The following is a 25,657-nucleotide window of genomic DNA, read 5'->3' as shown; positions in this document are numbered from 1 at the left end:
CATCGATGGACGCGACGAACACCCCCAACCACGTATCGCGAGGCGAGCGTGCGTACCTCGTGCTCGCCGACGGAACGATCTTCGAGGGCGAGGCTTTCGGAGCCCGCGGCACGACCACCGGTGAGGCGGTGTTCACCACGACGATGACCGGGTACCAGGAGGTCCTCACGGATCCTTCGTACGCCGGCCAGTTGGTGGTGATGACCGCGCCCGAAATCGGCAACGTCGGTGTCAACGCGGCGGACGCCGAGTCCGTCGACGGCAAGCCGCACGTCGCGGGTTTCATCCTCCGCGACTCGAGCCCCGTCGCTTCGAACTGGCGCTCGGAGCAGACGCTCGAGGCCTACCTCGTCGAGCACGGCATCGTCGCCATCTCGGGCGTCGACACGCGCCGCCTCACGCGGCACCTGCGTGACAATGGCTCGCAGAACGCCGCCATCGGCACGGCCTCCCCCGAAGAGCTCTTGAAGCTCGCGAAGGACGCGCCGGACATGTCCGGTCTCGACCTCGTGCAGCGTGTCACGCCGAAGGCGCCCTACACGTTCAACGAGGGTCGCGGCGCCTGGCGCATCGCTGCCCCCGGCGAGGCTCCGCGCGAGCCCTCGCACCACGTCGTCGCCATCGACTACGGCGTGAAGAAGAACATCCTGCGCTGCCTCGTCGACGCGGGCTTCCGCGTCACGGTGGTGCCGGCCAGCATGAGCGCCGAGGACATCCTCGCCCTCAACCCCGACGGCATCTTCCTCTCGAACGGCCCCGGCGACCCGGCGGCCGTCGGCTACGCCGTCGAGACCATCCGCGCGCTCCTCGGCAAGAAGCCGATGTTCGGCATCTGCCTCGGTCACCAGCTCACGGCCATCGCCCTCGGCGGCAAGACCTACAAGCTGAAGTTCGGCCACCGCGGCGCGAACCAGCCGGTGAAGGATCTGGCGACGGGACGCATCGAGATCACGACCCAGAACCACGGCTTCTGCGTCGACCTGAACTCGCTCCCCGCCGGCGTCGAGAGCACGCACATCCACTTGAACGACGGGACCAGCGAGGGCCTTTCTCACAAGGATCTCAAGGTCTTCACCGTGCAGTATCACCCGGAAGCTGCGGCCGGCCCCCACGACTCGCTGTACCTGTTCGATCGCTTCAAGAGCATGATGCAGTAGGCCGGGTTGGCCCGCATTCCGCGCGCTTTCCTTCGATGGGTCAAATGTCACCCAAGGTGGGTGGCGAGCCCCCTCGAAGGTGCTAGATCGTGCGTCGGATGCATTGCCGCTCGCGCTTACGCCAGACGGAACGGTCGATTGGCCGGTTCGATCGCGCCGCGACCGTGGCCATCGGCCTGCTTGGCGTCGTCAGCTTGTTCGCCTGCGCCGCCAGCGAGACCACCGGCAAGAAGCACAAGGCCACGCCCGTCGATCCCGGTGACGACTTCTTCAACGACGACGCTCCGTCCCAGGAGCAGCCGCTCTCGCCGTCGGAAGCCCCCGACGGCGGCGCGGTCTTCGGCGCGAGCAGCCGCCCGTCCACGCGAGACAGCGGCACGGACGCAGCGCCCGTCGTCGATGCCGGCCCCCAGCCGAAGGTCTACTGCGAAGGCAACCTGGTCGCCGGCCACCTGGCCGTGACGGAGCTGCTCATCGCGTCGCGGGCCGGCTCGAACGACGACGGCGAATGGGTCGAGATCACGAACACCCGTTCGTGCTGGCTGAAAATCAAGGGGATCACCGTCGAGTCCCCGCGCGGAGCCGCGTTCAACACGGCCACCGTGACGGATGACCTCGAGATCGGGCCCGAGGGCTCGTTCATCGTCGCCGACAGCCTGGATCCGGCCAAAAACCACCGGCTCCCGGGCGTTGTCGTCTCCTGGAACGCCACCGACGTGCTCAAGAACGACGGCGATACCGTCACCGTCAAGCTCGGCGATACCGTCATCGACAGCATCACCTACCCCGCCTTCTCGAACCTCCAGCCCGGTCGGACGCTTGCGTTTCCCGACGACTGCACCTGGGGCGTGCGGTCGGACTGGCAGCGCTGGAGCCTGTCGTTCGACAACTGGAGCACGGGCATGGTGGGTACGCCCAACGCGACGAACGACGACGTCGCGTGCTACTGAAGCTTGCCCGAATGCCGTCCGTGAAGCCGAAGAAGAAGATCCATTTCGTCAGCCTTGGCTGCCCCAAGAACCGCGTCGACACCGAGGTCATGCTCGGCGTTGCGCAAGATGGCGGCTTCGAGCTCACGACCGAGGCCGACGAGGCCGAGGTGATCGTGGTCAACACGTGCGGCTTCATCGGGGAGGCCAAGAAGGAGTCGATCGACACCATCTTCGAGATGGCGGAGCTGAAGAAGGTCGGCTCGTGCGAGAAGCTCGTGGTCACGGGCTGCCTCTCGCAGCGCTACCCCACCGAGCTCTCGCAGCAGATGCCCGAGGTCGACCACTTCCTCGGCACGAGCGACATGCTCAAGCTCGGCAAGGTCCTCAAGGGCAAGGCCGATCGCATGCTCGTCGGCAACCCGGCAGACTGGGTCATCAAGGCGAGCGACCCCCGCATCATCACCGGCGCACGCGCCAGCGCGTACCTGAAGATCGCCGAGGGCTGCAACCGTTCCTGTGCATTCTGCACGATTCCGCAGTTCCGCGGAAAGCAGCGTTCCCGCCCCATCGACGACGTCGTTCGAGAGGCCAAGCAGCTCGCGCAGCAAGGCGTCCTCGAGCTGAACCTCATCTCGCAAGACACGATCGCCTACGGCCGCGACCAGGCGCGAGACGAGCGGTCGACGCTCGCCGAGCTCGTGCAACGCGTGGCCGACGAATCGGGCGCCAAGTGGGTGCGCGTCTTCTATCTCTACCCGGAGAAGATCGACGAAGCGCTCGTCGATCTGCTCGCCAACCACCCGCGCGTCGTTCCCTACGTCGACATGCCGCTGCAGCACGCGTCGGACGCGATGCTCAAGAAGATGAAGCGCGGTCACGGCAAGGACCGCCAGAAGCGCGTCGTTGACCACATGCGCTCGTCGATCCCGGACCTCGTCTTCCGCACGGCGTTCATCGTCGGCCACCCCGGCGAGACCGAGGAAGACTTCGCCGAGCTCGTCGACTTCGTCGAGTGGGCCAAGTTCGATCACGTCGGCGTCTTCCGCTACTCGGACGAGGAGACCAGCGGCAGCACCAAGATCGAGCCCAAGGTCGCCGAGAAGACCATCGCCAGCCGCTGGCGCAAGCTCATGGCGGCGCAGCGCAAGATCGCGCGCGCCAAGAACAAGGCGCTCCTCGGCCGCGAGCTCGAGGTCCTCGTCGAAGGACCGAGCGAAGAGCACGAGCTCGTCATGCAGGGCCGCTACGCCGGTCAGGCCCCGGAGATCGACGGCCACGTCTATCTTTCGGGCGGCGAGGCCCTCCCCGGCCAGATGCGCAAGGTCCGCGTGACCCAGGCGGCCGACTACGATCTCGTCGGCGAGATCATCGACGAAGAGACCTTCACGGACGCGCCGGCCCCCAAGCCGAAGAAGCGCCGCGTCAGCCTCAAGGTCGTCGGCACGCAAGGCGACAACGCCTAAGCGCCCGCTCTCGGAACTTCCAAAAACGGCTCGCCGCGCGCACGAAGCAGGCGAGCCGTTCGTTTTTTCGCGCTCAGCGCACGGTGATGGTGATCGTGGGCGAACGCACGGTGCCGGACTCTTGCGAGATGTCCAGCAAGTCGCCCGACGTCGCGGGGACGTCGAGCTCCCAGGAGCCCTGCGTATCGGCGATGGTTCCGCTGACGCGCCGATCGCGCGGGACCGCCTCGTTGCGGTTGACGACGAGGATGAGCGCGTTCGGCTCGGCGCCGTTCGTGCTCGAGAGGTGGAACGTGCCCGGCTCGGTGCCCTCGACGATCGAGGGCGACGCCGGAGGCGGCAGGGGCAACGTCGGCGTCGTGCAGGCCGCGCCTACCGTGAGGGCCAGGATGGCCCCCATCACGAAGGGCAGCAGGCGTTGCACACGAGACCGAGCCATCGGAAAAACTCGTAGCATGCGCCGCGCCAGCGGAGCCACTCGGAAAGAGCGGGGCTTTCCACACCTGGATGAGCCAACAAGGTTGGCAGCCAATCTACGACGGTGGCAAAGGCGGAAATTCCCTTTGGTCGTTCGCCGTCCTATCTTCGCTTCGAAGGTGGGGACGTAATCAGGGTCGTCCCGCGTTGATCTCGTGTCGCTCCCAGCACCGCTAGCCTCTTTGCGTTCGAACTCGCCCGACCGTTCACGGATGAAGACCTGGCTCCGGCCGCTCCCCTTTGCGCTCCTCCTCGGCTACGGGCTCGTTCGGCTTTTGCACGCGCCGATGGACGACAACGCGCCGAACCGCTCGGCCGCGCTTTGCTCCGCGCTCGCCCATGAGGGCGTGACCTGCACCGCCGATGACGTCACCTGGGTCGACGGCACGAACGGCGTGCTCGGCGCCCTCGGCAGCGGCGGCGGGCGTGCGCTCGTACGTGGCCGCGTTCGTGCGGAGGAACCGGCGGGCGGCGCACCCTCCAGTCCGGAAGCGCGCGCGGCTGCCGAGGCAGCGAGCTCGGATGCGCTCGACCTCTACGACGTCACCGCGCGCCTCTCCCCCGAGGGGTCCGTGCTCGAGCTCACCGGCGTCTACAACCTCACGAAGACGGCGGACGCAGACGAGGGCATGCCCGTCATCCAGGGTTCGCGCGTCGCCTACGTCATCTCCGTCGATGGGCACCCCGAGGCGGTCCACGTCCTCGACTTCGACGGCCACGATCCGCACGCGTACGAGGAGCTCTCGAGCTTCCAGCGCTGGCAGCTCGCCATCAGCGACTGGCAAGCGACCGGGCGGAAGCGGGGCATCAAACGCACCGTCTTCGCGCTGGTCCCTGCGCCTGCACGAGCCGAGCTTTCGTTCCGGCCCGACGGCATGCTCGAGGTCAAGACGGACGCCAACCGCGTCATCATCCTCGACCCTGCCCACGACTCCATCGTCGATGGGGCCGCGTATGCGCGCGCCGCCGCCGAAGTCGTCGCCAAGCCGCCCACGTTCGGCCCGTGGATGAGCGACCGCCTCCGCGCGATCTCCTGGTTCGGCGACGAGAAGAACCAGACGCTCAAGGCCATCGTGTTCACCGGTCAGGAGTGGCTGAAGAACGCCAAGGCGAAGATCACCGGCGATACGAGCGAGAAGGACGTCGCCGAGGACATCGGCTCGCTCACCGGAAAGCCCGTCGCGGCCACCTTCACCGATCCGGAGATCGGCTGGCCGCCGAAGCCGCTCGAGCCGATGATGAAGCCGGCGCTCGCGGGCGAAGGTCAGTGGATCTCGCTCGACAAGGACGCGTTCATCACGCCGATTCCGGGCGTTCCATCGCCGTTCCTGACGACGTTCGTGCGTACCGATCCGGCTGCACAATACACGCGTGTCTATGTCACGCTGTGGGACCCGCGCCTCGTCGCGCTGCACATGGAGGCGGGCACCGTCGAGCCTGTCAGCGCCACCGGTGAGGCGGGCACAGGGCGGATCCCCCGCACGCCGGAGGTCATGCGCCACGTGGTGGCCGGCTTCAACGGCGGCTTCCAGGCCACGCACGGTGAGTACGGTATGCAGGCGGACGGCGTGCTCTACCTGCCGCCCAAGCCCTACGCGGCGACGGTCATGGAGCTTCGCGACGGCACCACGGCGTTCGGCGCGTGGCCTCGCGCGACCGAGGTTCCGGAGGAGGTCCTCTCCTTCCGTCAGAACATGACGGCGCTCGTGCAGAACGACAAATACAACCCGTGGGGCCGCACCTGGTGGGGCGGCGTCCCGCCGGGCTGGCACGACGCGATTCACACGACGCGCAGCGGTCTCTGCATCACGAAGGAGAACTTCGTCGCGTACTTCTGGGGCAACGACATCGGCCCCGAGCCGCTCGGCCGCGCGATGCTCGCCGCGCGATGCGCCTTCGGCATCCACCTCGACATGAACCCGGGCCTCGCCGGCTTCGAGTTCTACAACATGCAGCCGGCCAGCACGTTCCAGCCCCTCGGCCGCCCCCTCCAGTCCGACTGGGAGTACGAGGGCTCGCTGAAGGACATGCCGGACTTCAAGTTCCGCTCGCGACGCATGGTCAAGAGCATGGGACACATCCTCTTCCCTCGTTACATCCACCGCGACGGGCGCGACTTCTTCTACCTCACGACGCGTTCCGTCCTGCCTGGTCCGCCCATCGGCGGCGTGGGCGGCGCGGGTTCGAGCGGTGAAGGCGAAGGCGGCGTGTGGCGCGTGAAGGGATTGCCGCAGCACGGCTACCCCTACGCCATCGCCACGACCAGCGTTCGGCTCGGCCCGGACGGCAGCGACAAGCGCGCTCGGGTGCTGAAGATCGATCCGCGCGCGGTGCGCTTCGACGGTTCGGCAGCTCCCGCGAACGCCGATGCCGGAGCGGACGCGTCACAGGTCGTCGTGTCCTTCGGGCGTCCGGCGGTCGCCGCGCGAACGGCCAAGGGCGCGAGCGCAGGATCGCCGCCGGCCGAGATGCTCCACGCGGGAGCGGGCGATCGGAAGCTCTACGTCGGCCCCAACGACTTCGCGATCGAGAAGGCCGCGCCCGCGAACGCCGTGCCGATCGTCGACCTCTTCGCCGCCAATGCTCCGGCGAGCGCCGAGGCGCGCGGTGCCGTCGGCATCTCCGACGAAGACGGCATGCTCGTGTGGATCGAGCTCTTGCCCGAAACGCGAGCCGACGCGTCGACCGCCGAGGCCATGTCGAAGCTGCTCGAGCGCCTTGGGTGCTCGTCGCGCGCCCTCGTCGCCGGCAACGTGCATGCCTTCCTCGGCGGAGCGCTCGACATCGGCGGTGAGCCCACCGCCATCGGTCAGGTCACGGCCCGTCTCGTCCGTACGCCGGCCCCCGCCGCGCACATGATGTTCAACCCCACGGAGACGGTTCCCGCGTCGGTGTGGGCCCCTCTCCAGCAGCAGCGCGTCAAATGGCGCCCCACCCTCGCCCCGCCCGAAAAGCCCGCCGGCTCCGCCAGCGCGAGCTCATCCGGTTCACCCCCGGCGCCGGCGCCGCCGCCCCGCAAGTAATCGGTTCGTTAGGCGCTTCGATAACGCGGCGCACCGCAAGTTCCCATCGCCACCAGAAACGTCGACTGAGATACGAATAGGACGCACGCCCCGCGCGCTCTATCGTTACGGCTACGCCGCTTGGTTTTCCGCCCGACCAACTTCGGTCACTACGAACTGCTCGGCCGCCTCAGCTCGGGCGGGATGGCGGAGGTGTTCCGCGCGCGTGATCGGCGAAATGACCGCGAGGTCGCGCTGAAGCGAATCCTCCCGATGGCCGCGGAGGAAGACGAGTTCGTGGAGATGTTCGAGGACGAAGCGGCGATCGCCGCCGAGCTCGAGCACCCGCACATCGCCCGCCTGCTCGAGTTCGGAAACGTCGGCGGGCAGTACTTCATCGCCTACGAGCTGGTCGACGGAAAGGACCTGCGCGCCGTGTTCGAGCGGGCCGTCAAAGCCGCCCGCCACCCGCCGCTCGCCTTCCTGCTCTACGCCTTCTGCCGTATCGCCGAGGGCTTGGCCTACGCCCATGCCCGCAAAGACCCTTCGGGCGCGCCACGCTCGATCGTGCATCGCGACGTCAGCCCGCAGAACCTCATGGTTTCGTTCGCCGGCGACGTGAAGCTCATCGACTTTGGCATCGCCAAAGCACGCGGAAAGCTGAGCCGAACGGCGGTCGGAACGATCAAGGGCAAGTTCGGCTACATGAGTCCCGAGCAAGTGAGTGGACGGTCGGTCGATCAGCGCACTGACGTGTTTTCACTCGGGATTTGCATGTGGGAGCTTCTCACGCTAAAGCGGTTGTTCAATGGCCCTAATGAGGCCGTCATCTTGGATCGGCTCCAACGGCACGTGCCGGAGGCGCCGTCGGCAGTATCTCGGACGGTCGTGCCGGAGCTCGATCGGATCGTATTGAAGGCCCTCGCCAAGAACCCTGACGAGCGCTACGGTTCCGCGCGCGAGTTACACAAGGATCTTTACTCTTTCAGTGAAAATTCTGGGGCGCTTGCTACACGAGCCGATGTCGCGCGGGCGATGCGAGCGACCTTCGAAGATCAGCCTCCCGCTTCGCAGCCTGTTTCATCAGGCCGCTCATCATCCCGCTTATCCGGACCTGTGAGCGTGCGTGTGGCTGGCGGGGCAGACCCCCCGCAAATGATGACTGGGGGGCGTATCATGGAGCTTCAGGAGACGCGGATGTCAGACGAGAACAACGGCGGTTCGGACCTCGATATCTTCGAGGGCCTCGGCAAGAAGAGCTCCGCGCGCACGGCCGACGTGCCCCCGCCGCCAGGATCCGCTGCGAATCTTCCGACCGCCGCGCGCCCCGCCGGCGAGATGAAGAAGACGCTGATGGGCATCCCCGGCCCTGCGCTTCCGCCTCCTCCGACGAGCCCGTCGCTCGGCGCTGCGCCGCCGTCTTCGCAGCTTCCGGCTCCGCCTCCAGCGTCGTCGGTTGTGCCTCCGACCTCGGTTGCGCCGACCGCGTCGGCCGCGTCGTTGCCTGCGCCGTCCGCTCCGCCCTCGGGCGCGACGCGCGGATCGAAGCCGCCGCCGCCCCCGCCGGGTCGTGGCTCGCTCCCCAACCTCGCCTCGCTCGCGAACGGAAGCCAGCCGCCGGCGTCAGCCTCGCAGCCCGCCACGCAGAAGCTCGCTAGCGCCGTTCCCGGCAGCCGCCCTGCCCCGTCGCTCAACGGTCCGACCGCCACGCTCGCCGGTGTTGCGCCGCCGCCCAAGCCGTCGAACGCGAAGCTGCAGATGGACTGGGACGACGACAACGAGGCCACGCACGTCTTCGACAAGGAAGTGTCGAAGGCCGAGCCCGCGCCCGCCGCGCCCGAAGCCAAGGCCGAGCGCGCGAACATGGACGAGATCCTGAGCTCGCGCCCGCCGCCGCGTTCGTCCGGCGCGCCCGACGTCTCGATCAAAGAAGGCGCGCCGGCCACGCTCTCGGGTGCCTTCGGTGCGCTCGGCGCCGGCGCCGGCCCCGCGTCCTCGCCCTTCCGCGCGCCTCCGCCGTCGCAGTCGCCGCGCACGGGCCTGCCCGCGCCGCCGCCTTCGCTGCGCAATGCCGCGGCGCCTCCGCCGCCGCCTCCTCCGGGCCAGACCACCACCGCGCCGATGCACATGCCGCTTCGGCCGCCGGCAGCGCCCCCGCCGCCCGCAGCCACGGTGGCGTCGAATCCCCCGCCCGCCCAGCCTTCATCGGCACCTCCGCCGGCGATCCGCCCCGAAGCCGCCGCCGCGCGCGCGATGGAGCAGACCGCGGTCGTCCCGCGCGCCCAGCAGGGCAAGGGCGGCATGGGCAAGGGCCTCATCATCGGCATCGTGGCCGCCGTCGGCGTGGCCGGCGCGTACACGGTCATGCAGCCGAAGTCCGGTACCCTCGTCGTCAACGTCGCCGACGCGAAGGGCGCCGCGGTGAACAAGCTCGAGGTGTTCGTCGACGGCACGAAGCGCTGCGAGAGCGCGCCGTGCATCGTCAAGGACATCGCGAGCGGTGTTTACCAAGTGAAGGTCTCGGCGCAGGGCTTCGACTCCCCCGCCCCGCGCGCCGTCACGATCGAGGGCGGAAAGAGCGCCACGATCGATTTCCCGCTCGTGGCGGCGAAGTCGGCGAGCACGGGCTTCAAGGTCGCGGGCAACCAGACCGGCGTGAAGCTGTCGGTCGACGGCAAGGAAGTCGGGCCGCTCCCGCAGGAGCTGCGTGACCTCACGCCGGGCGAGCACAAGCTCCGTTTCGCGGGCAGCGAGCGCTACGCTCCGCTCGAGAAGTCGGTCACCGTCACCGACGGCGAGGTCTCCGATCTCGGCAACGTCTCGCTCAAGGTCCTCAAGGGCAAGGCGATGATCCAGCTCGGCACGCCGGGCGCGAAGGTCTACCTCGTCTCCGGCACGAACCGCAAAGAGGTGCCCCAGTTCCCGATCGCGATCGACTTCGATCCGAACGAGCACTGGCAGCTCGAGGCGAAGAAAGATGGCATGGATGACTACACCCAGCCGATCTCCTTCGACGACGGCCAGGCGGAGAAGACCATCGTCGTCACGCTGAACCCGAAGGGCACGGCAGCAGCGGCGGCGAAGGCTGCAGCAGCCGCCGCGGCAACGGCGGCCGTTCCGGTCACCGCGACGAACCCCGGCTCGACTCCGAAGCCGACCGAAGCGCCGAAGAGCAACCCCACTCCGGCCACCGCCGCGCCGAAGAAGGATCCTGCTCCCGCGGCCGCCACGGGCGAAGCCTGGCTCAACATCAACTCGCTGCCCGCATCGACCGTCGTGCTCGACGGCAAGCCGCTCGGCGCCACGCCGCGCCTCAAGGTGTCGGTCACGCCGGGCTCGCACACGGTGCTCTTCGTCAACGCCGAGCAGTCGCTGAAGAAGTCGATCACGGTGACCGTCGGCGCGGGCGAAACCAAGCCGGCGTTCGCGAAGCTCCGCGACGAGTGAGCCGCACGTAACGCAGACAACAAAATGCACGCGAGGGTCTCGTCGAAACATCGGCGAGGCCCTCGTCTCATTTCGGGCATCGGGGCACTCGGGCATTCGGGCACTCGCGCACGACGTCTTTGGGTCAGCCGTTCGACGAGTGCCGAACGCGACGCGACGTCGCTCCCGAATTGTGGAAGCTAGCTCGGACGTCTATCCTCCCGCACCATGGCCACACGAAGCAGCATTCTGGTCGTCGACGACGAGCCGGGTCTGCGTGAAATGCTGTCCATTCTGTTTCGTCGCGAGGGTTACGACGTCGCGACGGCTCCCGGCTTCACCACGGCGAGAGACGCCATCCGCAATGCGCCGACGCCCTACGGTGTGGTGCTGACGGACCTCATGATGCCCGACGGATCGGGCCTCGATCTGCTCTCCCACGCCAAGGAGCGGAGCGGCGAGACGGAGATCGTCGTGATGACGGCGCACTCGACGGTCGAAATCGCCATCGAGGCGATGAAGCGCGGCGCGTACGACTTCGTCACGAAGCCGTTCGCGACCACCGAGCTCCGCGCCCTGATTCACAAGGCGTTCGAGAAGAGCGCGCTCGTCGCGGAGAACGCGCGGCTCCGGGCCCAGGTCGATCGTCAGAGCCCGAAGGATCTCCTCGGCCGTTCGCAGCCGATGCGCCAGATCCTCGAGCTCGCGCAGCGAATCTCCACGAGCCGCACCACGGTGCTCATCACAGGCGAGAGCGGCACCGGCAAGGAGCGCATCGCACGCGCGATCCACGAACTCTCGGATCGCAAGGAGAAGCCGTTTCTCGTCGTCAATTGCGGCGCCATCCCCGAAGCGCTCATGGAGAGCGAGCTCTTCGGCCACGAGAAAGGCGCCTTCACCGGCGCGAACACGCGCAAGCTCGGGATCTTCCGCGAGGCCGATGGCGGCACCGTGCTCCTCGACGAGGTCGGCGAGCTTCCCCTCGGCATGCAGGTGAAGCTTCTGCGCGTCCTTCAGGAAAAGAAGGTGCGCGGTGTCGGAGAGACCAACGAAACGAGCATCGACGTGCGCGTGCTCGGCGCGACGAACCGGCCCATCGAGGACGACGTCAAGGCCGCCAAATTTCGTCAGGACCTCTACTACCGACTGAACGTCATTCGCGTCGAGATGCCGCCGCTCCGCAAGCGCCGAGAAGACGTGCCGGAGCTCGCCAGCTACTTCCTCGATCGCTGCTCACGCGAGCACAACAAACACATCCGTGGCCTCTCGGCCGACGCCCTCCGCGCGCTCGACGCCTACGATTTCCCGGGCAACGTGCGTGAGCTCGAGAACATCATCGAGCGCGCGGTGGCCCTGGCCGAGGGTTCGCAGATCGGCCTCGGCGATCTCCCGCACGAAGTGAGCGGAGCGGCCTCGCAGCCGAGTCCCTCGCTCATGTCGCTCCCCGAGGACGGCTGCAACCTCGACGACGTCCTCGGCGAGCTCGAACGCCGGCTCATTCTCCAAGCGCTCGACCGCTCGGGCGGCGTTCGCACGTCCGCCGCCAAGACGCTGGGCGTCACCCTGCGAAGCCTTCGCTACCGCATGCAGAAGCACGCCATGCAGGACGACGACGACGAGCCGCTCAGCACGGACGTCTCGCCGTCGGAGTTGTTGAAGGTCGCGGCGAAGATCGACGACTGACGACCCGCGCGGTCACGCGTTCGTCACCAAGAGCAGGGAGCTTGGCATGTTGCAGCCTCACGGCTCGCGGTAGGCGCACCGATCTGCGTACACGGCGCGCGCGTCTCGACCCGGGCGATGAACGTTTTTCGTCCTAGGCCCATCCCCCGAATGGACGTTTTTTGTCGTCCCACACGCTGACGAAACCGCGGACACGCTCGGGCGCAGCTCGCAAATTTCCGAGTTTTCGGCCGCAAACGATAGGATCATGGCCCGACGCGGTCCGCACCGCGACCATGGCACGGGCTCTGCTAAGGAGGTCATCACGCATGGCGAGGCACTCGCGCAGGAGGAACGCAAACGCAGGCTTCACGCTCGTGGAGCTCGCGATCGTCGTCTGCATCGTCGGCGTGCTCGCGGTCATCGCCGTCGTCGGCTACCGCAAACTCGTTCTGAGCTCGAAACTGAGCGAGGCCCAGCAGACCATCTCGGCGATCCGCATCGCCCAGGAGGACTACCGGGCGGAGCGCGGGACCTACGCGAACCTCGGAGTCAACTTCTGTCCCTCCGACGGTTCGCAGCAGAAGAAGTGGGCGTGGGACCCGAACTGCAACGGCGGCACGAACACCTGGTCCGTCCTCCCCGTCCACGTCGACGGGCCCGTTCAGTTCGGCTACCGCGTCGCCGCGGGTACTCGCGGCGTCGCCGATCCGTTCACGACGGGTGTGGACTTCTCCGGCGCCGACGCGACCGTGCCCTGGTACATCATCCAGGCTCACGCCGACCTGAACAACGACCATGGGCTCTACACCGAGCTCACTGGCACTTCATTCGGAAATCAAATCTTCACCCGCAACGACGGCGAATAGTTCGCCTCGTCACAGCAGGGAATTTCCCACCGCGCGCTCCGGCTTCCGCGCGAATGGGCATGTCGAGGCCGGCATAAATAAACCAAGGGAGTACGCACCATGTCCATTCGCAGCCGCCTCAAGCGTGGTTTTACGCTCGTCGAACTCATGATCGTCGTCGCGATCGTCGGCGTCCTCGCCGTCCTCGCCGTCTACGGCGTCCGTAAGTACATCGCGAACGCGAAGACCGCCGAGGCGAAGAACTCCCTCGGCCAGATGGGCAAGGACGCCGTCACCGCCTTCGAAGGCGAGCGCATGAACGCGAAGGTTCTCGCCGTCGGCACGGCCACGGACGTCGTCCGCTCGACGTGCGGCGACTCGGCGAACAAGGTTCCTGCCACGGCCGGTTTGATTAAGGGACAGAAATACCAGTCGACGAAGGCCGATTGGTCGAACCCGGCCGACGTGAAGGCTGCAGCGGGCTTCCCCTGCCTCAAGTTCGAAATGACGGCCCCGCAGTACTACATGTACGACTATAAGGGTGGCGGGCCGAACGGAACGGCCACGGAGGCCGCTCAGATCTCCGCGACCGCTGAGGGCGACCTCAACGGCGACGGCGTGCTCTCGACCTTCACGGTGCTGGGGCAAATCCAGGAAGGACGCCTCACGATGGCTCCGGCGATCCAGGAGGTCTCGCCGGAGGAGTGATCGGCTGATCGCTGCGAAGGCGAGTCGACCGACGGGCCTCGCGTGCCGTGCGCACGCGGGGCTCGACGCATTTTCGACGCTCAATGCGCAGCGCTGCCTTGCTCACCCACCTCAAGGGACCTACGCGCGGGCGCTGTGCACATCCGCATCCCCACAACCCCTCCGAAAACGTGCCTCGAAAGCGAAGCTTCCCGCCATTGCCAAGCGGATCCCCAAGGCAAGCGATTCGCGCTATCGTGCCGGGCGTGAAAGTGGCTTTGCAGGCCCACGTCGAAGCGAGCGTCCCTTGCGCGTGGCGTTGAAAACAGCTCAGAAAGTCCGGGGCTTCTCGGCGATCGAGCTCATGAATTTCTTCGGGCTGGCTGCCATTCTGAGCGCCATCGGCATGTACGGCCTCGCCCGCTACGTGCGACACGCGAAGACCACCGAGGCCATCAGTTCGCTGAACTCGCTCGCTGGCGCAGCCGCCGAATTCTACAACGCGTCGGACGCCACCCAGCCTGCGGGGGCGTCACCTCAGGACGTTCACGCCATGCGGCACTTTCCGCCGAGCTCACGCGTGGCCGTGCCGGAAGATCCGCTCAGCGTTCGCGGAAAGCGCTACCAGAGCAACCTTGCCGACTGGTCCGCGAGCCCCTGGCGTGACCTGCGCTTCTCGATCGTCCAGCCTCAGTGCTTCCAGTACTCGTTCGACGCGCAGGGAGCGGGCGCCACGGCCAAAGCGACCATCTCGGCCCAAGGCGACCTGGACGGCGACGGCGTGCGCTCGACGTACTCGATTATGGTCGAACCGGACGAGGGCATGACAGCCCATGTCGGACGCTCCATGGTCCGTCAGGATCCCGAGGAGTAAGCGTGCGACGGTTCACTCCCGTCGAGCTCGCGATTGGCGTAGCGCTCCTCGGCTCGGTGGCTGCGGTCGCTGTCCCGGCGTTCGTCCGCGATCTGCATGCATCTCGCTTCGTCGAGCCGACGAGGGGGCTCGCCGAGATCGGCGCCGCGGCTGTGGATTTCGCCGAAGCCAACGGGCGCTTCCCAGACTCGGCGCCGCTCACGCCCGCGTCGCCGCCGCGGGGTCACAAAGAAGCCGATGCGCCAGGGGCCTGGGACGGGCCGACGTGGACGGCACTCGGCTTCCGCCCAGTGCCCGAAGGCGTTCCCCACGCGTACGCGTTCTCGTTCGAGGGCAGCAGCACCGCGTTCGTCGCGCAAGCACGAGGCGACCTCGACGGCGACGGCATTCTCAGCACCTTCGAGGTACGAGGGTACGCGCGTCCGGGCGAAAAGCCGGTGCTCATGCCGGGTATGTACGTCGAATCGGAGCTCGAGTGACGAGCGCAAAGCCCTCAGCCTCGCGCGCGCATCGCGTCGGTCGCTGGGTCCTCGCGGCAGCCCTCGCACTCGCTTGCGCTGGAGGTGTTGGCGTCGTGCAGCCGTCGCTCGCGACATCCGTGCACAAAGTGCAGCAACGCGACGACGTCTTCCTACTGCCGCCGCCAGACCAGCTCCGCGCAATGACGCTCGGATATCGGGCAGGTGCGGCGGATCTCCTCTGGACGAAGCTGATCCTGGAATACGGCATCCACTGGCAAGAGAAGCGCGCGTTCCCGGAAGTTACGCGCTACGTGGATGGAATCCTCGCCGTCGAGCCGGACTTCAAAACCGTATACGAGTTCGTAGACACGCTCCTCTTGTTTGCGCCGGGCGGTGCAACGCCCGAGCGTGCGCGCGAAGCCCGCGCGTACCTCGAACGCGGAACGAGAGAACGCCCGTACGACGCGACGGTGTGGCTCCACTACGGGCAGTTCATCGCGTTTCTGGCGCCTTCGTTTTTGAAGGACAAAGCAGAGATCGAGCGCTGGCGCATCGACGGCGCCGCGGCGCTAACGCGCGCCGTCGAACTCGGTGCCGACGCCCAGCGCTCACTGGCGGCCTCGACCATCTTGTCCAAAGCCGGCGAGCGCAAGGCGTCCGTCGAACACTTGCAGCGCGCCTATGCAATGACGGACGACCCCGATACGCGTGAGCAGATTTTGCTCAAGCTGCGAATGCTCGAAGCCACGGCCGAGGCGGCTGATGCCACGTCCGTCGTCGACCGTGAGTGGCATGGCCGATTCGACTTCGTCTCGCGCTCGGCGGCGCTTCTCATCGGGCCTGCCCGCTCTCCTGCGAAGTGTGCGGGGCCTGCCTCCTATGACACGCCAGGCTGCTCCCGCGACTGGGCGGGCGTCATCGCCGAACGCCGCTAACAGCCGCGCTGGGTAACACGGCTTCTGCGCGGGACGCCCCCCTCCGCTCGCTCCGGGTTCGGATGGCGGGAGACCATTGATCGGGTCCCGTCGGAAACGAGTCGCTAACGAACAACGAGCGATCGCGCGTGCCACGTCGTGCGGGAGGCTTCGCGTGCGGGAGGCTTCGCGTCCGTGCGCCGAGTCTGTCCGCCAAGCTTACGGAGTTGCTCCGCCGTCGCCGGCGGCGGCCGGCGCACCTTCGACGGCACGGCGCGGCGCGGCGAGGCCCGGAGGGGGCGGAGCAGCAGGGATCCCTTCTCCGAAACTCCCCTCGCTGGCGAGCTGCTGAAGCAGATCGGCCTCGGCGGCTGCGGTGAGCGGGTCGTTTGCCTCGCGATAACAGGCCAGTCTCATCTCGAGCTGGTCCCGAATGAGGCGGGCGGGCTCGAGCTCGTGCAACACCGTCGCACAATGGGCTGCGTCGATCGTACGCCCAATCCGCGCGCGCACCCAAAGCCGGTGCCGGCGAAGCTGCTCGACGGCCATCGGCGGCTCGAGGGCGGCGTAGAGGCGCTCGGCAATCGGACGGCTCTTCGACGATAGAGCCGCCGCTAGTTCGAGCGCCTCGTTGCTCACCGACGGCCTCGCCCACGGGTCGGTGCGCAGGAGCGTGAAAGCTCGCTGCAGCGCATCGGCAGCAGCATTCGCGTCACCGCGATGGTGCGCGAGGATCGCGAGGAGCATCTCGCGCTCGGCGGGATCATCGACACCATCGATCAACGATTCGGCCCCCGTCACGTTCGTGTGCGCGATCGCGTCGGCGACGAGCGCAGTCTCGCCCACGCTGTTGGCCTTTCGCTGGAGCGCCGCCCAGGCCTTCAATCCTTTGGCGCGCGCCCCGGAGTTCATCGCGACCATCGCTTCGGCGAAGGCGCGCTCACTCGCTCGCATCGTCGACGGAGGTGGATCGAGTGGAACATCCGCGAAGAGCTGACTGAGCCAACTTTCCTCGAGCAAAAGCTGCTCGTCGACGTCGCCGACGACCCGCGGGCGCGCTGTGCGAAGCTTCACGGCGAGATCCCGAACGCGTTCGTCGACCAGGTTGCCGATGTGCCCAACGCCACGGGCAAATGCGAACTCCAAAACATTCTGATCGTCATGGTTGACCACGCCGAGCTCGTTCGTCACGAGAGCCTCTGCAAAGGCGGGGTTCGCCACGTGGTGGGCGAGAACGCCCTCGGCGCTCCCCGTCCGCCACACGAGGCGCGTCGCGCTTCGGTAGGGCTCTTTGACTAGGCGCGCGCGAAGCTGCGCGACGTCGACGACCGCCTCGTCGTTCTGCGACACGAGGAGCAAGTCGCCTCGCATCGTCCGCCACATCGAGACGTTCTTGAAGGCCTGCTTCAACGTCACGACGGCGGTAGCGACTGCCCACGGGTCGACCTCGTAGGCCTGAACCCACTGGATGAAGAGCCCCCGTTCGCGAAGGCGCAGCGACGCCGCCCGATAGAACTCTTCGGTGTAAAGGCTCGAGATTCCCGCACGATACGGGTTCGACGGTTCGGAAAAAATGATGTCGTAGAGTTCCTTGGTCGTGCGCAGCGTCTCGCGCGCGTCGCCGAGCTGAACGTGAACCTTCGGGTTGTCGAGTACGTTCCTGTTGACCGGACCGCAATCATGCCCGACGCGAAGGATCGCGGGCTCCAGCTCCACGACGTCTACGCGTTCGATTTCCGGAATCGCGCCGAGCCAGCCCGCGGTGCTGCCCGTGCCGAGCCCCACGACCAGCGCCTTGCGGGGATCGGGATGCAGCATCGCCCCGAGAAGCCCGCTCATGACCTGCGTGGGAGCATCGCCGATCGTATGACCGTCGGCCTTGCCGTTGACGATGAATGTGTATCCTTCGTCCCGCTCGAGCGCGACACTGCTCTCGAGCCCGTCGACCTCCCAGGCCAAGGTCGAGTCAGCCTTCTTTCGTTCGAAAGAAGGAATCGTGGCGGAGGTCATGTTCTCCGTCCATGCGTCCGCTCGGCCGGCACCGATGCCAGAGTGTCTCCAGACGGTCGACGGTCCTCGAAACGCGAGCATCAGCAGCGCCATGAGCGCCATCACCGGCGACGCCGAGATCAGGACCTTCGCCCTGACGAAGAGCTGTCGGCCACGCGAGCTGAGATCCAAAGCGAGCGCGAGGACTGCGGTCGCCACCAAGAGCACAACGACGAGCTTCCAGCATCGTGGCGCAGAGAGCAGCGGCAAGAGACCGAAGCCGCCAGCGATCGATCCCACGAGCGCGCCAATCGTGTTCGCTAGATAGGCATTGCCGACGTCCTTGCCGACGCTGTTGGAGCCCTTACCGTAGAGCCCGATCACGAGGGGAAACTGGGCGCCGGAGATAATCGCCGCGGGGAGCACGACGATCGACGTGATGAAGGCCCAGACGCCGACGCTCGGAGCGAACCCCGCCCGGCAGAGCGGCCTCAGGAGCAGTGAAAGGATCGCGATCTTGTCGCCGAGCGCGTATGGCAGCGCGATGACGAGCGCCTGGGCTCCGCACGTGGCCGCGAAGGCGGAAAGACTCGGACGAATTCGCGAGCGCGCATAAATGGCGCCACCGGCGCCAATCCCGGTGAGCGCAACGGCGAGGATGAGTCCGAAGGTGTACGAGGAGCCGCCGAGGATCGGACCGAGCATCCGATACCAGACAAGCTCCATCAGCATGAACGTGCTGCCGGACACGGCCGCCGCGAGCGGCGGGAACCAGCCGAATTGTGACGACGACGACGCCGCTTCTGCGACGTCGGCGGGCTCCGCCTCGCGCGCGACCTCGCCCGCGCCCTCTTCGGTCTCCGGCGACCGCGCGAAAGCGCGCGCGACCATGCCCACGAGCGCGTTGATGAGGCACGCGAGCCAGAGAGTCATCTGCGTGCCGAAGACTTCGAGCAGCAGGAAGTTCGCCGCTAGCGCGCCGAGGACGGCACCGAACGTGTTGACGCCGTAGAGCACGGCCACGCGCTGGCGGCCGGTGTCCGACGCATGCTCGACCGCACGCGCAGCGGCTGGCAGCGTACCGCCCATGACGACCGTCGGCGGCGCGAGCACGATCACGGAGAGGAGGAGCCGCACGAGCATTGCCACGGTACTTCCCATGGCGGCGACACCGCCGAGGCGGATGTACACGGCGTCGGCCAGGCGCACGAGCAGCGGAGTCAGCGCTGCGGCCAGCGAGACGAGGAGCTCGAGATTCGCGTACATCATCAGCGGGTTCTTGGCGCGGTCAGCGCGCTTGCCGAGCAGCGCACCTCCGACGCCCAACCCGCCCATGAACACCGCGAGCACCGCCGCCGATGCCGCCGTGGAAGCTCCGAAAACGAGCCGCAATTCTCGAAGCCACGCGGTCTGATAGACGAGCGCTGCGGCCCCCGAGAAGAAGAGAAGACCCGCGACCCGCGGTAAGCGAAAACCCATGACCCACGAGAATCTCAGGTTGAGCAAGCGTTGCAAAGCTCCAACGAAGGCTCCCTGGCTCGAAGAGAATTGCAATGACCGCCCGGTCATCCGAGATCCACGTCGCCACGTCGCCGACGCTGCTAGGCCGCGAGTGCAGGCCGTCAGCCGAGCCAACGCCCTCGCTAAGGTCCAGCTCTACGCTTCCATGCGCAGTCCCCTTCGGGAAGCCGCGTTCCGCTTGGAAGGGCGGGACGAGCGTCGCATTGACGCTCTATGGCCTTGTGCGTCTCGATCCGCCTACCTCGTCGCCACCTCCGCCCATCTCGGCAGGAGATCCGAGATCTGAAACATGAACTTCTCCTTCGCGGGCATTGGGTGCTCCGTGGGCGGGGGGACGCCTCGGCGAACGTTGGGGGATTCGCCGAGGACGTCTTCTTGCGCTGATGTCAGTTGTCCGAGTACGGCGAGCTCCCGGGCATGCCCACGCCAGACTTCGGAGCCGGCGCGGCGACGGGCGCAGTCTGCACGGGTACGGGCGCGGGATTGGGATTCGGCGCGTTCGGATCGACGGGGTTCGGCGTCGTCTGGTCCGGGGTCCCTCGACCACCGCGGCCGGCCCAGAGCGAGGGCACGATCTTGTCGGCGTCGCCCTCGTGCCAGCGGAGATACGTGATGCCGCGGCGAACTTCGTCGTAGGCGCGCAAGACGAGCGTGTAGGCCCGCTGCCGATCTTCCGCGGCGGCGGCGAGAAGGTCCGGCTTTTTGGCACGCTGGGCGGTGCTCCGGAGCAGGTACTCGCTGAGCCCTTCGGCCTTGTCGAGATCTTCGGCGGTCACCGCGGTCTTCGACGCGATGCGGTCCCAGCCCGCTCGGAAGACACGTACGAGGATCCCGAGGTCGGCGGCCACGTTCGCGTAGCCCGTCGAGCCTTTGAGCTCGTCGAGCTGCTTGGCGCCGATGAGTTCGTGCTTCGTGAGCGCCTGGGCATCCGCGAGCAGCACCTCGCGACGACGCGTGGCCTCCTCCAGGTATTTCGCCATCTCCTCCTGCGGCGCGGAGCTGGTCTCGTAGACGGTCTGCGCGTAGCCCAGACCATTCGCGTACGTGGCGAGCTTGTCGACGTTGTTGATATCGAACTCCGTCAGCGTGGCGAGCCGCGCCCGCAGCGGCGCGACCGCCGGGATGACTGCGAACACCGACCGAACGACTTCGCGGGGCCCGAGGTTCACCGGCAGGAGGAGCTCCGGGCGGAGCGCCGTCCGCGCGCCTGTGGACGACTCGTAGTCCGTACGAAATTCGAGTGTGAATCCCTGAAAGTCCCGTTCCACAATCGTAGGCATTCAATTCCCCCTTTGCTGATGATGCAGCCAATTCGACACGCCGATGCGCGAGACCCGCTGGGCCTTGCGATCGAAGCGCGAGAAGTGGCCTGCCTTCTCGGTCACCGTTACGTGCGTGTCGAACGTCGAACGACGAGCGCCTTGGCGCCGATGCCTTCGCGTCCGTCGAGCCCGCGCGCTCGCGAGGTTGTTCCCGACGGATGAGGTCGAGAGCGCCGGAGCCTAGTCGCGTATCGGCCACTGGAAAGGAGAATTGCCAAAACCAAATCGAAAATCGCCCGCTGCGGCGAATCCGCTCGGCGCATGCGGCGCTCATGATGCCGGCGAGCGACGGAGCACGTCCCTAGGCAGGGCGCGCGGTGACGTCGGCGCGCGCTGTGGCAGGTACGACAGCTGAGCTGCTCATGTCGGCTTCGCGACGCACCCGAGGGCAGCTCACCTGCCCTTTTCGGTCCCCACTGCGGCAGCCATGGCAGCTCGGCTGCTCACGTCGGCTTCGCGAACCCTCCGAGGGGAGCTCACCTGTCCTCCTTCGGACTCCGCTGCGGCGTCCGTGACAGGTCGGCTGGTCAGTTCGCCTTCGCGGAGATTCCAAAGGCAGCTCGGCTGCTCGTTGCGCCTTCGCACACCCCCCCGGAGGCATCGCACCAGCCTCGTCCGGCCCCCGATGCCGCATCCCAGGCAGGTCGGCTGCGCATCTCGGCTTCGCAGAGCCCGTGCGGGCAGCTCACCTGCCCATTCGCAGCCGCAAAGCCTCCGTTGGAGAACCCGGCAGAATCCTGGCGCCGGTCACGTGCTCACGAGCGGACGCCAGTCGCTCGCAGTAGTGTTAACACCGTTTACTCCGCCGGCGTGGGCGCATGTGTTTGTCTCTCCGTGGGTCTCTCCATTCTTCGATTGGGATCGCTGGCGGAGTTTCCATCGAGGTCGCGTGCGTGCGTTCTGCACGCGGATGACGACGCTGGACGACGGCGCGATGGAGCTTCGGCTTCGGCAATGTCTCGACGAGCGCATTGCCAAGCACGTGCGCGGCGCGAGCAAAAGGAATCCTTCGCCCTCTACGCCCACGGGATCCTGGGAGATGGTGAGCGCAGGAAGGGGTCTGGAGCCGATCGCTACCGAAGTCGCGCGGCGGGAAGACGCTGCTCGCACGAACCCGCGTGGATATCGCGCGAAGAGCGAGCGCACACGACGCACCCAATACAACTTTCCCCAACGAAGGCGCTCATTGGCAATGTGTCCTCCCTAGGGCCCTAGGGAGGCGAGAACGGCGACGCAGAACTGAGCCACGTGAATATTTCGAACGATCGCTTTCCCCAAGAGTCGCTCGTTTCGAATACGGGGTTCCACGATGCGCCACTCCGCACTTCCGGTCATAATTGACTACGGAGATTCGGGAATTGCTGCATCAGGTTGGCGCAGACAGAAGTGTGGAGTCTCGGGTAACGGCCGCGAACGTGCCTCGAGCTGGACGCTTCTCGAGCGCCATCCGTTGCCCTCGAAAGGGCCTGAGCGGAGCCCCTTGTTACTCGACCACGATCGTGCGCACGCTCACCATCGAGTCTTCTTTGGCGCCGTTGAGGCGGGCCCAGATGCTGATTTCGTAGAGGCCGGGCTGGGCGCGGTCGGTGAGCGGGACGTCGATCGAGAAATTGCGGCCGTCGATGCGGACGGGGATCGGCGTGACGAAGCCGGGGCGCCAGTACACCTGGAATGGCTTGGGGACCGGATAGCTGCGGCGCTTGTTGAGCTCGCTTGCTTCGAGAGGCTTCGGCAGTGCCGCGCGCGCGACGCCGACGCCCGTGGGCTCCGCGTTCGCCGCGAGCGTTCCCGAGACGTGGACGGTGGCGCCGACCTTCGCGCGCTTCGGGAGCGAGCCGTAGGTGCCGTAGGCGTCGACGAACTCGTGGGTGAAGCACGGAACGGCGAGCTCCGTCGCGGTCGCGAGGGGCTGCGCAACGCCGATGCCCACGTGCGTGTGTGACGGGCGGAGGATGTTGCGGCGGTGACCGTCGTTCGGTGGCACTTCGTCGAAGAACTGGGATTCGGCTTTCTCGATCTGGGCCGGATCGATCCGCGGTTGGCCGTCGAGCGTTCGCTTCTTCTCGTCGGTGAAGCAGAGCGCGTTCTCGAGCACCATGTCGGCGCCGCCCGCGTCGGTGTAGCGCTGCTCGGGCACCGAGCCGTCGCTTCCCCAATGGCCGAGATAGCCGAGCCGCACCATGTCTTCGGCGTGCGCTTGGCCCGCGGTGGTGGCCGCTCCCTCGTCGAGCTCCACGGGAGCAAGGCCCTGCGAGGCGCGGTCACGATTGATGAGCGCCAGCATGTAACGGCGAGCTTCCGGGATGGTCAGCGGCTTCGTCTGACGGACGAACGGAGCGGCGGGCTTCTTCGTCGCGGGCGGCGTCACAGCGGGTGAACCGCCGGGCGACGCCGCGTTCGTCGCCACGGAAGGCGCAGACGCCGCTCGCGGCGGCTCTTGGCCGGCTTGACTCGACGGAGCCGGCGGCGTTGCAGTGGCCCCGGAACATGCGGCTGTGCCTGCCAAACCTGACAAAGCGAGGAGGCCGACGAGCGTAAGCGTGTGTTGCGTGGGGTTCCGAATCATCCCTGCGATCTGATAGACCATACTCGATGCCCTCCACCTCCGTCCTGTGTGGCCAGCTTCTCGTGGTCGGGCTTGCCGGCACGGAGCTCGAGGCCCGCGAAACCCGCGCCCTCGCCAGCGGCGTCCGCGGCGGAGTCGTCCTCTTCCGTCGCAACATCGGGCCTTCGATGGCCGGCGTGGCGAAGCTCAACGCATCCGTCCAAGCGGCCATGCCCGAAGGCGTCCCGGCGCTGATCGCCGTCGACCAGGAAGGCGGGCGCGTCGTTCGCCTCGGACCGCCGGCGATGCCGCTTCCTCCGATGCGCCGGCTCGGTGACATCGGCGACACGGAGCTCCTCGCGAGCACGGCCGAAGCGCACGCACGCGAGCTCAAAGCCCTCGGCTTCACGATGAGCTTCGCGCCCGTCGCCGACGTCCACACGCGTCCCGAAAATCCGATCATCGGCGATCGCGCGTTCGCCGAGACGCCCGAGGCCGTCGCTCGCTACGCGGGCGCATGGGCCGACGGTCTTTCGCGCGCCGGGATCCTGACGTGCGCCAAACACGTGCCCGGCCATGGTGACACCACGGTCGACTCGCATCTCGCCCTTCCCCGCGTGGAGCGCGCGCGGGCAGAGCTCGATCGCATCGAGATCGCGCCGTTCCGTGCCCTCGCCCAGCGCCCGAGCATCGACGCCATGATGACGGCCCACGTCGTCTACCCCGCCCTCGACGCCGAGCGCCCCGCCACGCTTTCGCATGCAGTTTGCACAGATCTAATCCGCCGCGAGCTCGGTTTCCAGGGCGTGCTCTTCTCGGACGATCTCGAGATGAAGGCGATCGCGCAGCCCGTCTCCGAGGCCGCCGTCGCCGCCATCGCCGCCGGATGCGACGTGCTGCTCGTCTGCTCGAAATGGGAGCTCGCCGAAGAGGCCCACGAAGCCCTCGTGCGCGAAGCCGAAAAGAGCGCTGCCTTCCGCAGCCGCTGCGAAGAAGCCTACGGCCGAGCGCTCGCCATGCGAACGCGCGCGGTCCCCACGCCGATCACGGACGAGCGCGCGCTCGGCGCCGTGTTCGAAGCCACGAAGCCCGCAAGCGTCGAGCTCGAACGACGGCTTGCGGCAGGAGCATCGTCATGAGTCTCGTCGGCGTTGCCGCCAAGCGCATCGTCACGTGCGATCCCGCACGGATCACCAAGGACAACCCCCTCGGCACCATCGAGGACGGCGTCATCCTCTACGATCAGCACTCGTTCAGCTGGGTTGGCCCCCGAGCGAGCGCCGGCGCGAACGTTCCCATCATCGACCACGGCGATCGCGTCATCACGCCGGGCCTCGTCGATGCGCATACGCACGCCGCCTGGGTCGGCTCGCGCCACGACGAGTACGTGATGCGCATGGCAGGCGCCAGCTACCTCGACATTGCCGCGGCGGGCGGCGGAATCGTCGCCTCGCACAACGCCGTCATGAACGCCTCCGAGGAGGAGATCGAGCAGACGCTCGCCGCGCGCCTCAAGCGGATGGCGAGCCTCGGTGTCACCACCTGCGAGGTGAAGAGCGGCTACGGCCTCGAGCCCGAGGGCGAGCGAAAGCAGCTCCGCGCCATCGCGCGCGTCCGCGAAGAGCGCGATCTCCCGCACGTCGTTCCCACCTTCCTCGCGCTGCACGCCCTCCCCAAGAGCGCGAAGGCCAGCCGCGATCACTACGTGCTCCGCGCAGCGACCACGCTCTTGCAAGAGTTCGCGAGCGCCAAGCTCTGCGAGTTCGTCGATGCCTACGTCGACAAGAACGCGTTCACGGTCGACGAAGCTCGCCTCGTCTGCGAATCGGCCAAGAAGCTCGGGCTCGGCGTTCGCCTGCACGTTGGACAATTCGCCGACGTGGGAGGCGCCGAGCTCGCTGCCGAAGTCGGCGCGCGTTCGGTCGATCACCTCGAGAACGTCAGCGACAAGGGCATTGCCGCCCTCGCCAAGGCCGGCGTCTCGGCGGTGCTCCTGCCCACCGCTTCCTTCACGCTCGGCCAGGAGCCCCCGCCGGTCGAACGCCTGCGCGCTGCCGGGATTCCGATGGTCGTCGCGAGCGACGCCAACCCCGGTACGGCGCCCACCGAGAGCTTGCCGCTCGCAATGGCCCTCGCCGTTCGCTTGTACGGCCTCACGCCCGCCGAGACGATCCTCGGCGCCACGCGCCTCGCCGCGGCTTCCCTCGGCCTGTGGGGCTCGGTCCCCCACCCGCGCGGAGCCATCGCGCCCGGTGCACGCGCGGACTTCGTCGTGTGGGATCTGCCGCACGAGAACGCCATCGTGCAGCCGTGGGGCTCGCCGAAGACGCTCCTCGTCCTGCGCGACGGCGTGTGTATCGGCCGTAGCTGAGCGCGC

General features: G+C 67.3%; 17 protein-coding genes. 13 read left to right on the top strand and 4 right to left on the bottom strand.

The window, feature by feature from the left end:
- The first annotated feature begins 5 nt into the window (after nt 1-5).
- The 3 genes from carA to rimO all read left to right on the top strand — a co-directional run bounded on the left by carA (nt 6) and on the right by rimO (nt 3,552).
- Nucleotides 6-1,157, top strand: a complete 1,152-nt coding sequence (gene carA, locus AKJ09_RS40185) for a glutamine-hydrolyzing carbamoyl-phosphate synthase small subunit (protein WP_146653125.1) — start codon at nt 6-8, stop codon at nt 1,155-1,157.
- A 164-nt stretch (nt 1,158-1,321) separates the two neighbouring features.
- Nucleotides 1,322-2,107, top strand: coding sequence for a lamin tail domain-containing protein (locus AKJ09_RS40180; protein WP_146653124.1), 786 nt, complete (start codon nt 1,322-1,324; stop codon nt 2,105-2,107).
- 11 nt (nt 2,108-2,118) lie between these two features.
- A complete protein-coding gene (rimO, locus tag AKJ09_RS40175; protein ID WP_146653123.1) occupies nt 2,119-3,552 on the top strand; it encodes a 30S ribosomal protein S12 methylthiotransferase RimO in 1,434 nt (477 codons plus the stop codon).
- Between the two features lie 73 nt (nt 3,553-3,625).
- On the opposite strand, the gene AKJ09_RS40170 is transcribed toward rimO, so the two are convergent.
- Nucleotides 3,626-3,991 (bottom strand): hypothetical protein, encoded by a 366-nt coding sequence (locus AKJ09_RS40170; RefSeq protein WP_146653122.1) that lies wholly within the window; start codon nt 3,989-3,991, stop codon nt 3,626-3,628.
- A 250-nt stretch (nt 3,992-4,241) separates the two neighbouring features.
- Between AKJ09_RS40170 and AKJ09_RS40165 the strand changes: the two genes are divergently transcribed.
- From AKJ09_RS40165 to AKJ09_RS40130, 8 genes are all read left to right on the top strand, one after another.
- Complete coding sequence (locus AKJ09_RS40165; RefSeq protein WP_146653121.1) at nt 4,242-7,052, top strand: hypothetical protein; 2,811 nt, start codon at nt 4,242-4,244, stop codon at nt 7,050-7,052.
- Nucleotides 7,053-7,172: 120 nt separating this feature from the next.
- Nucleotides 7,173-10,478 carry a serine/threonine-protein kinase gene (locus AKJ09_RS55775; RefSeq protein ID WP_146653120.1) on the top strand — a complete coding sequence of 1,102 codons (3,306 nt, stop codon included), beginning with the start codon at nt 7,173-7,175 and terminating at the stop codon, nt 10,476-10,478.
- 207 nt (nt 10,479-10,685) lie between these two features.
- Entirely contained in the window at nt 10,686-12,140 is a 1,455-nt protein-coding gene (locus AKJ09_RS40155) for a sigma-54-dependent transcriptional regulator (protein WP_146653119.1), read from the top strand.
- A 308-nt stretch (nt 12,141-12,448) separates the two neighbouring features.
- Complete coding sequence (locus AKJ09_RS40150) at nt 12,449-12,988, top strand: type IV pilin protein (RefSeq protein WP_169928247.1); 540 nt, start codon at nt 12,449-12,451, stop codon at nt 12,986-12,988.
- A 99-nt stretch (nt 12,989-13,087) separates the two neighbouring features.
- Entirely contained in the window at nt 13,088-13,675 is a 588-nt protein-coding gene (locus AKJ09_RS40145) for a type IV pilin protein (protein WP_146653117.1), read from the top strand.
- A gap of 343 nt (nt 13,676-14,018) precedes the next feature.
- Nucleotides 14,019-14,528, top strand: coding sequence for a hypothetical protein (locus AKJ09_RS40140; protein WP_146653116.1), 510 nt, complete (start codon nt 14,019-14,021; stop codon nt 14,526-14,528).
- Nucleotides 14,529-14,530: 2 nt separating this feature from the next.
- Nucleotides 14,531-15,007 (top strand): hypothetical protein, encoded by a 477-nt coding sequence (locus AKJ09_RS40135; protein ID WP_146653115.1) that lies wholly within the window; start codon nt 14,531-14,533, stop codon nt 15,005-15,007.
- A gap of 95 nt (nt 15,008-15,102) precedes the next feature.
- Nucleotides 15,103-15,924, top strand: a complete 822-nt coding sequence (locus tag AKJ09_RS40130; RefSeq protein ID WP_146653114.1) for a hypothetical protein — start codon at nt 15,103-15,105, stop codon at nt 15,922-15,924.
- A gap of 198 nt (nt 15,925-16,122) precedes the next feature.
- Here the strand turns inward: AKJ09_RS40130 and AKJ09_RS40125 are convergent, their stop codons facing one another.
- The 3 genes from AKJ09_RS40125 to AKJ09_RS40115 all read right to left on the bottom strand — a co-directional run bounded on the left by AKJ09_RS40125 (nt 16,123) and on the right by AKJ09_RS40115 (nt 23,142).
- Complete coding sequence (locus AKJ09_RS40125) at nt 16,123-19,371, bottom strand: fused MFS/spermidine synthase (RefSeq protein WP_146653113.1); 3,249 nt, start codon at nt 19,369-19,371, stop codon at nt 16,123-16,125.
- 428 nt (nt 19,372-19,799) lie between these two features.
- Nucleotides 19,800-20,693, bottom strand: a complete 894-nt coding sequence (locus AKJ09_RS40120; protein WP_146653112.1) for a hypothetical protein — start codon at nt 20,691-20,693, stop codon at nt 19,800-19,802.
- A gap of 1,525 nt (nt 20,694-22,218) precedes the next feature.
- Nucleotides 22,219-23,142 carry a CAP domain-containing protein gene (locus AKJ09_RS40115; RefSeq protein WP_169928246.1) on the bottom strand — a complete coding sequence of 308 codons (924 nt, stop codon included), beginning with the start codon at nt 23,140-23,142 and terminating at the stop codon, nt 22,219-22,221.
- A 185-nt stretch (nt 23,143-23,327) separates the two neighbouring features.
- Here AKJ09_RS40115 and nagZ point away from each other — a divergent pair, with 185 nt between their 5' ends.
- Together nagZ and hutI are read left to right on the top strand one after the other, a co-directional pair.
- A complete protein-coding gene (gene nagZ, locus AKJ09_RS40110; protein WP_146653110.1) occupies nt 23,328-24,419 on the top strand; it encodes a beta-N-acetylhexosaminidase in 1,092 nt (363 codons plus the stop codon).
- Entirely contained in the window at nt 24,416-25,651 is a 1,236-nt protein-coding gene (hutI, locus tag AKJ09_RS40105) for an imidazolonepropionase (RefSeq protein ID WP_146653109.1), read from the top strand. The genes nagZ and hutI overlap by 4 nt, the downstream gene beginning before the upstream one ends.
- Nucleotides 25,652-25,657: the final 6 nt, after the last annotated feature.

The sequence above is a fragment of the Labilithrix luteola genome (assembly GCF_001263205.1).
In the GTDB taxonomy this organism is placed as follows: Bacteria; Myxococcota_A; Polyangia; order Polyangiales; family Polyangiaceae; genus Labilithrix; species Labilithrix luteola.
Note: the sequence above shows the minus strand (reverse complement) of the source record. Positions and strands in the feature narration are given on the sequence as shown.

Excerpts from the sequence above, each read along its gene's own strand:
- carA (WP_146653125.1), top strand. The coding sequence starts at position 6 with ATGGACGCGACGAACACCCCCAACCACGTATCGCGAGGCGAGCGTGCG.
- rimO (WP_146653123.1), top strand. The coding sequence starts at position 2,119 with ATGCCGTCCGTGAAGCCGAAGAAGAAGATCCATTTCGTCAGCCTTGGC.
- AKJ09_RS40170 (WP_146653122.1), bottom strand. The coding sequence starts at position 3,991 with ATGGCTCGGTCTCGTGTGCAACGCCTGCTGCCCTTCGTGATGGGGGCC.
- AKJ09_RS40165 (WP_146653121.1), top strand. The coding sequence starts at position 4,242 with ATGAAGACCTGGCTCCGGCCGCTCCCCTTTGCGCTCCTCCTCGGCTAC.
- AKJ09_RS40155 (WP_146653119.1), top strand. The coding sequence starts at position 10,686 with ATGGCCACACGAAGCAGCATTCTGGTCGTCGACGACGAGCCGGGTCTG.
- AKJ09_RS40150 (WP_169928247.1), top strand. The coding sequence starts at position 12,449 with ATGGCGAGGCACTCGCGCAGGAGGAACGCAAACGCAGGCTTCACGCTC.
- AKJ09_RS40145 (WP_146653117.1), top strand. The coding sequence starts at position 13,088 with ATGTCCATTCGCAGCCGCCTCAAGCGTGGTTTTACGCTCGTCGAACTC.
- AKJ09_RS40140 (WP_146653116.1), top strand. The coding sequence starts at position 14,019 with ATGAATTTCTTCGGGCTGGCTGCCATTCTGAGCGCCATCGGCATGTAC.
- AKJ09_RS40125 (WP_146653113.1), bottom strand. The coding sequence starts at position 19,371 with ATGGGTTTTCGCTTACCGCGGGTCGCGGGTCTTCTCTTCTTCTCGGGG.
- AKJ09_RS40120 (WP_146653112.1), bottom strand. The coding sequence starts at position 20,693 with ATGCCTACGATTGTGGAACGGGACTTTCAGGGATTCACACTCGAATTT.
- nagZ (WP_146653110.1), top strand. The coding sequence starts at position 23,328 with ATGCCCTCCACCTCCGTCCTGTGTGGCCAGCTTCTCGTGGTCGGGCTT.
- hutI (WP_146653109.1), top strand. The coding sequence starts at position 24,416 with ATGAGTCTCGTCGGCGTTGCCGCCAAGCGCATCGTCACGTGCGATCCC.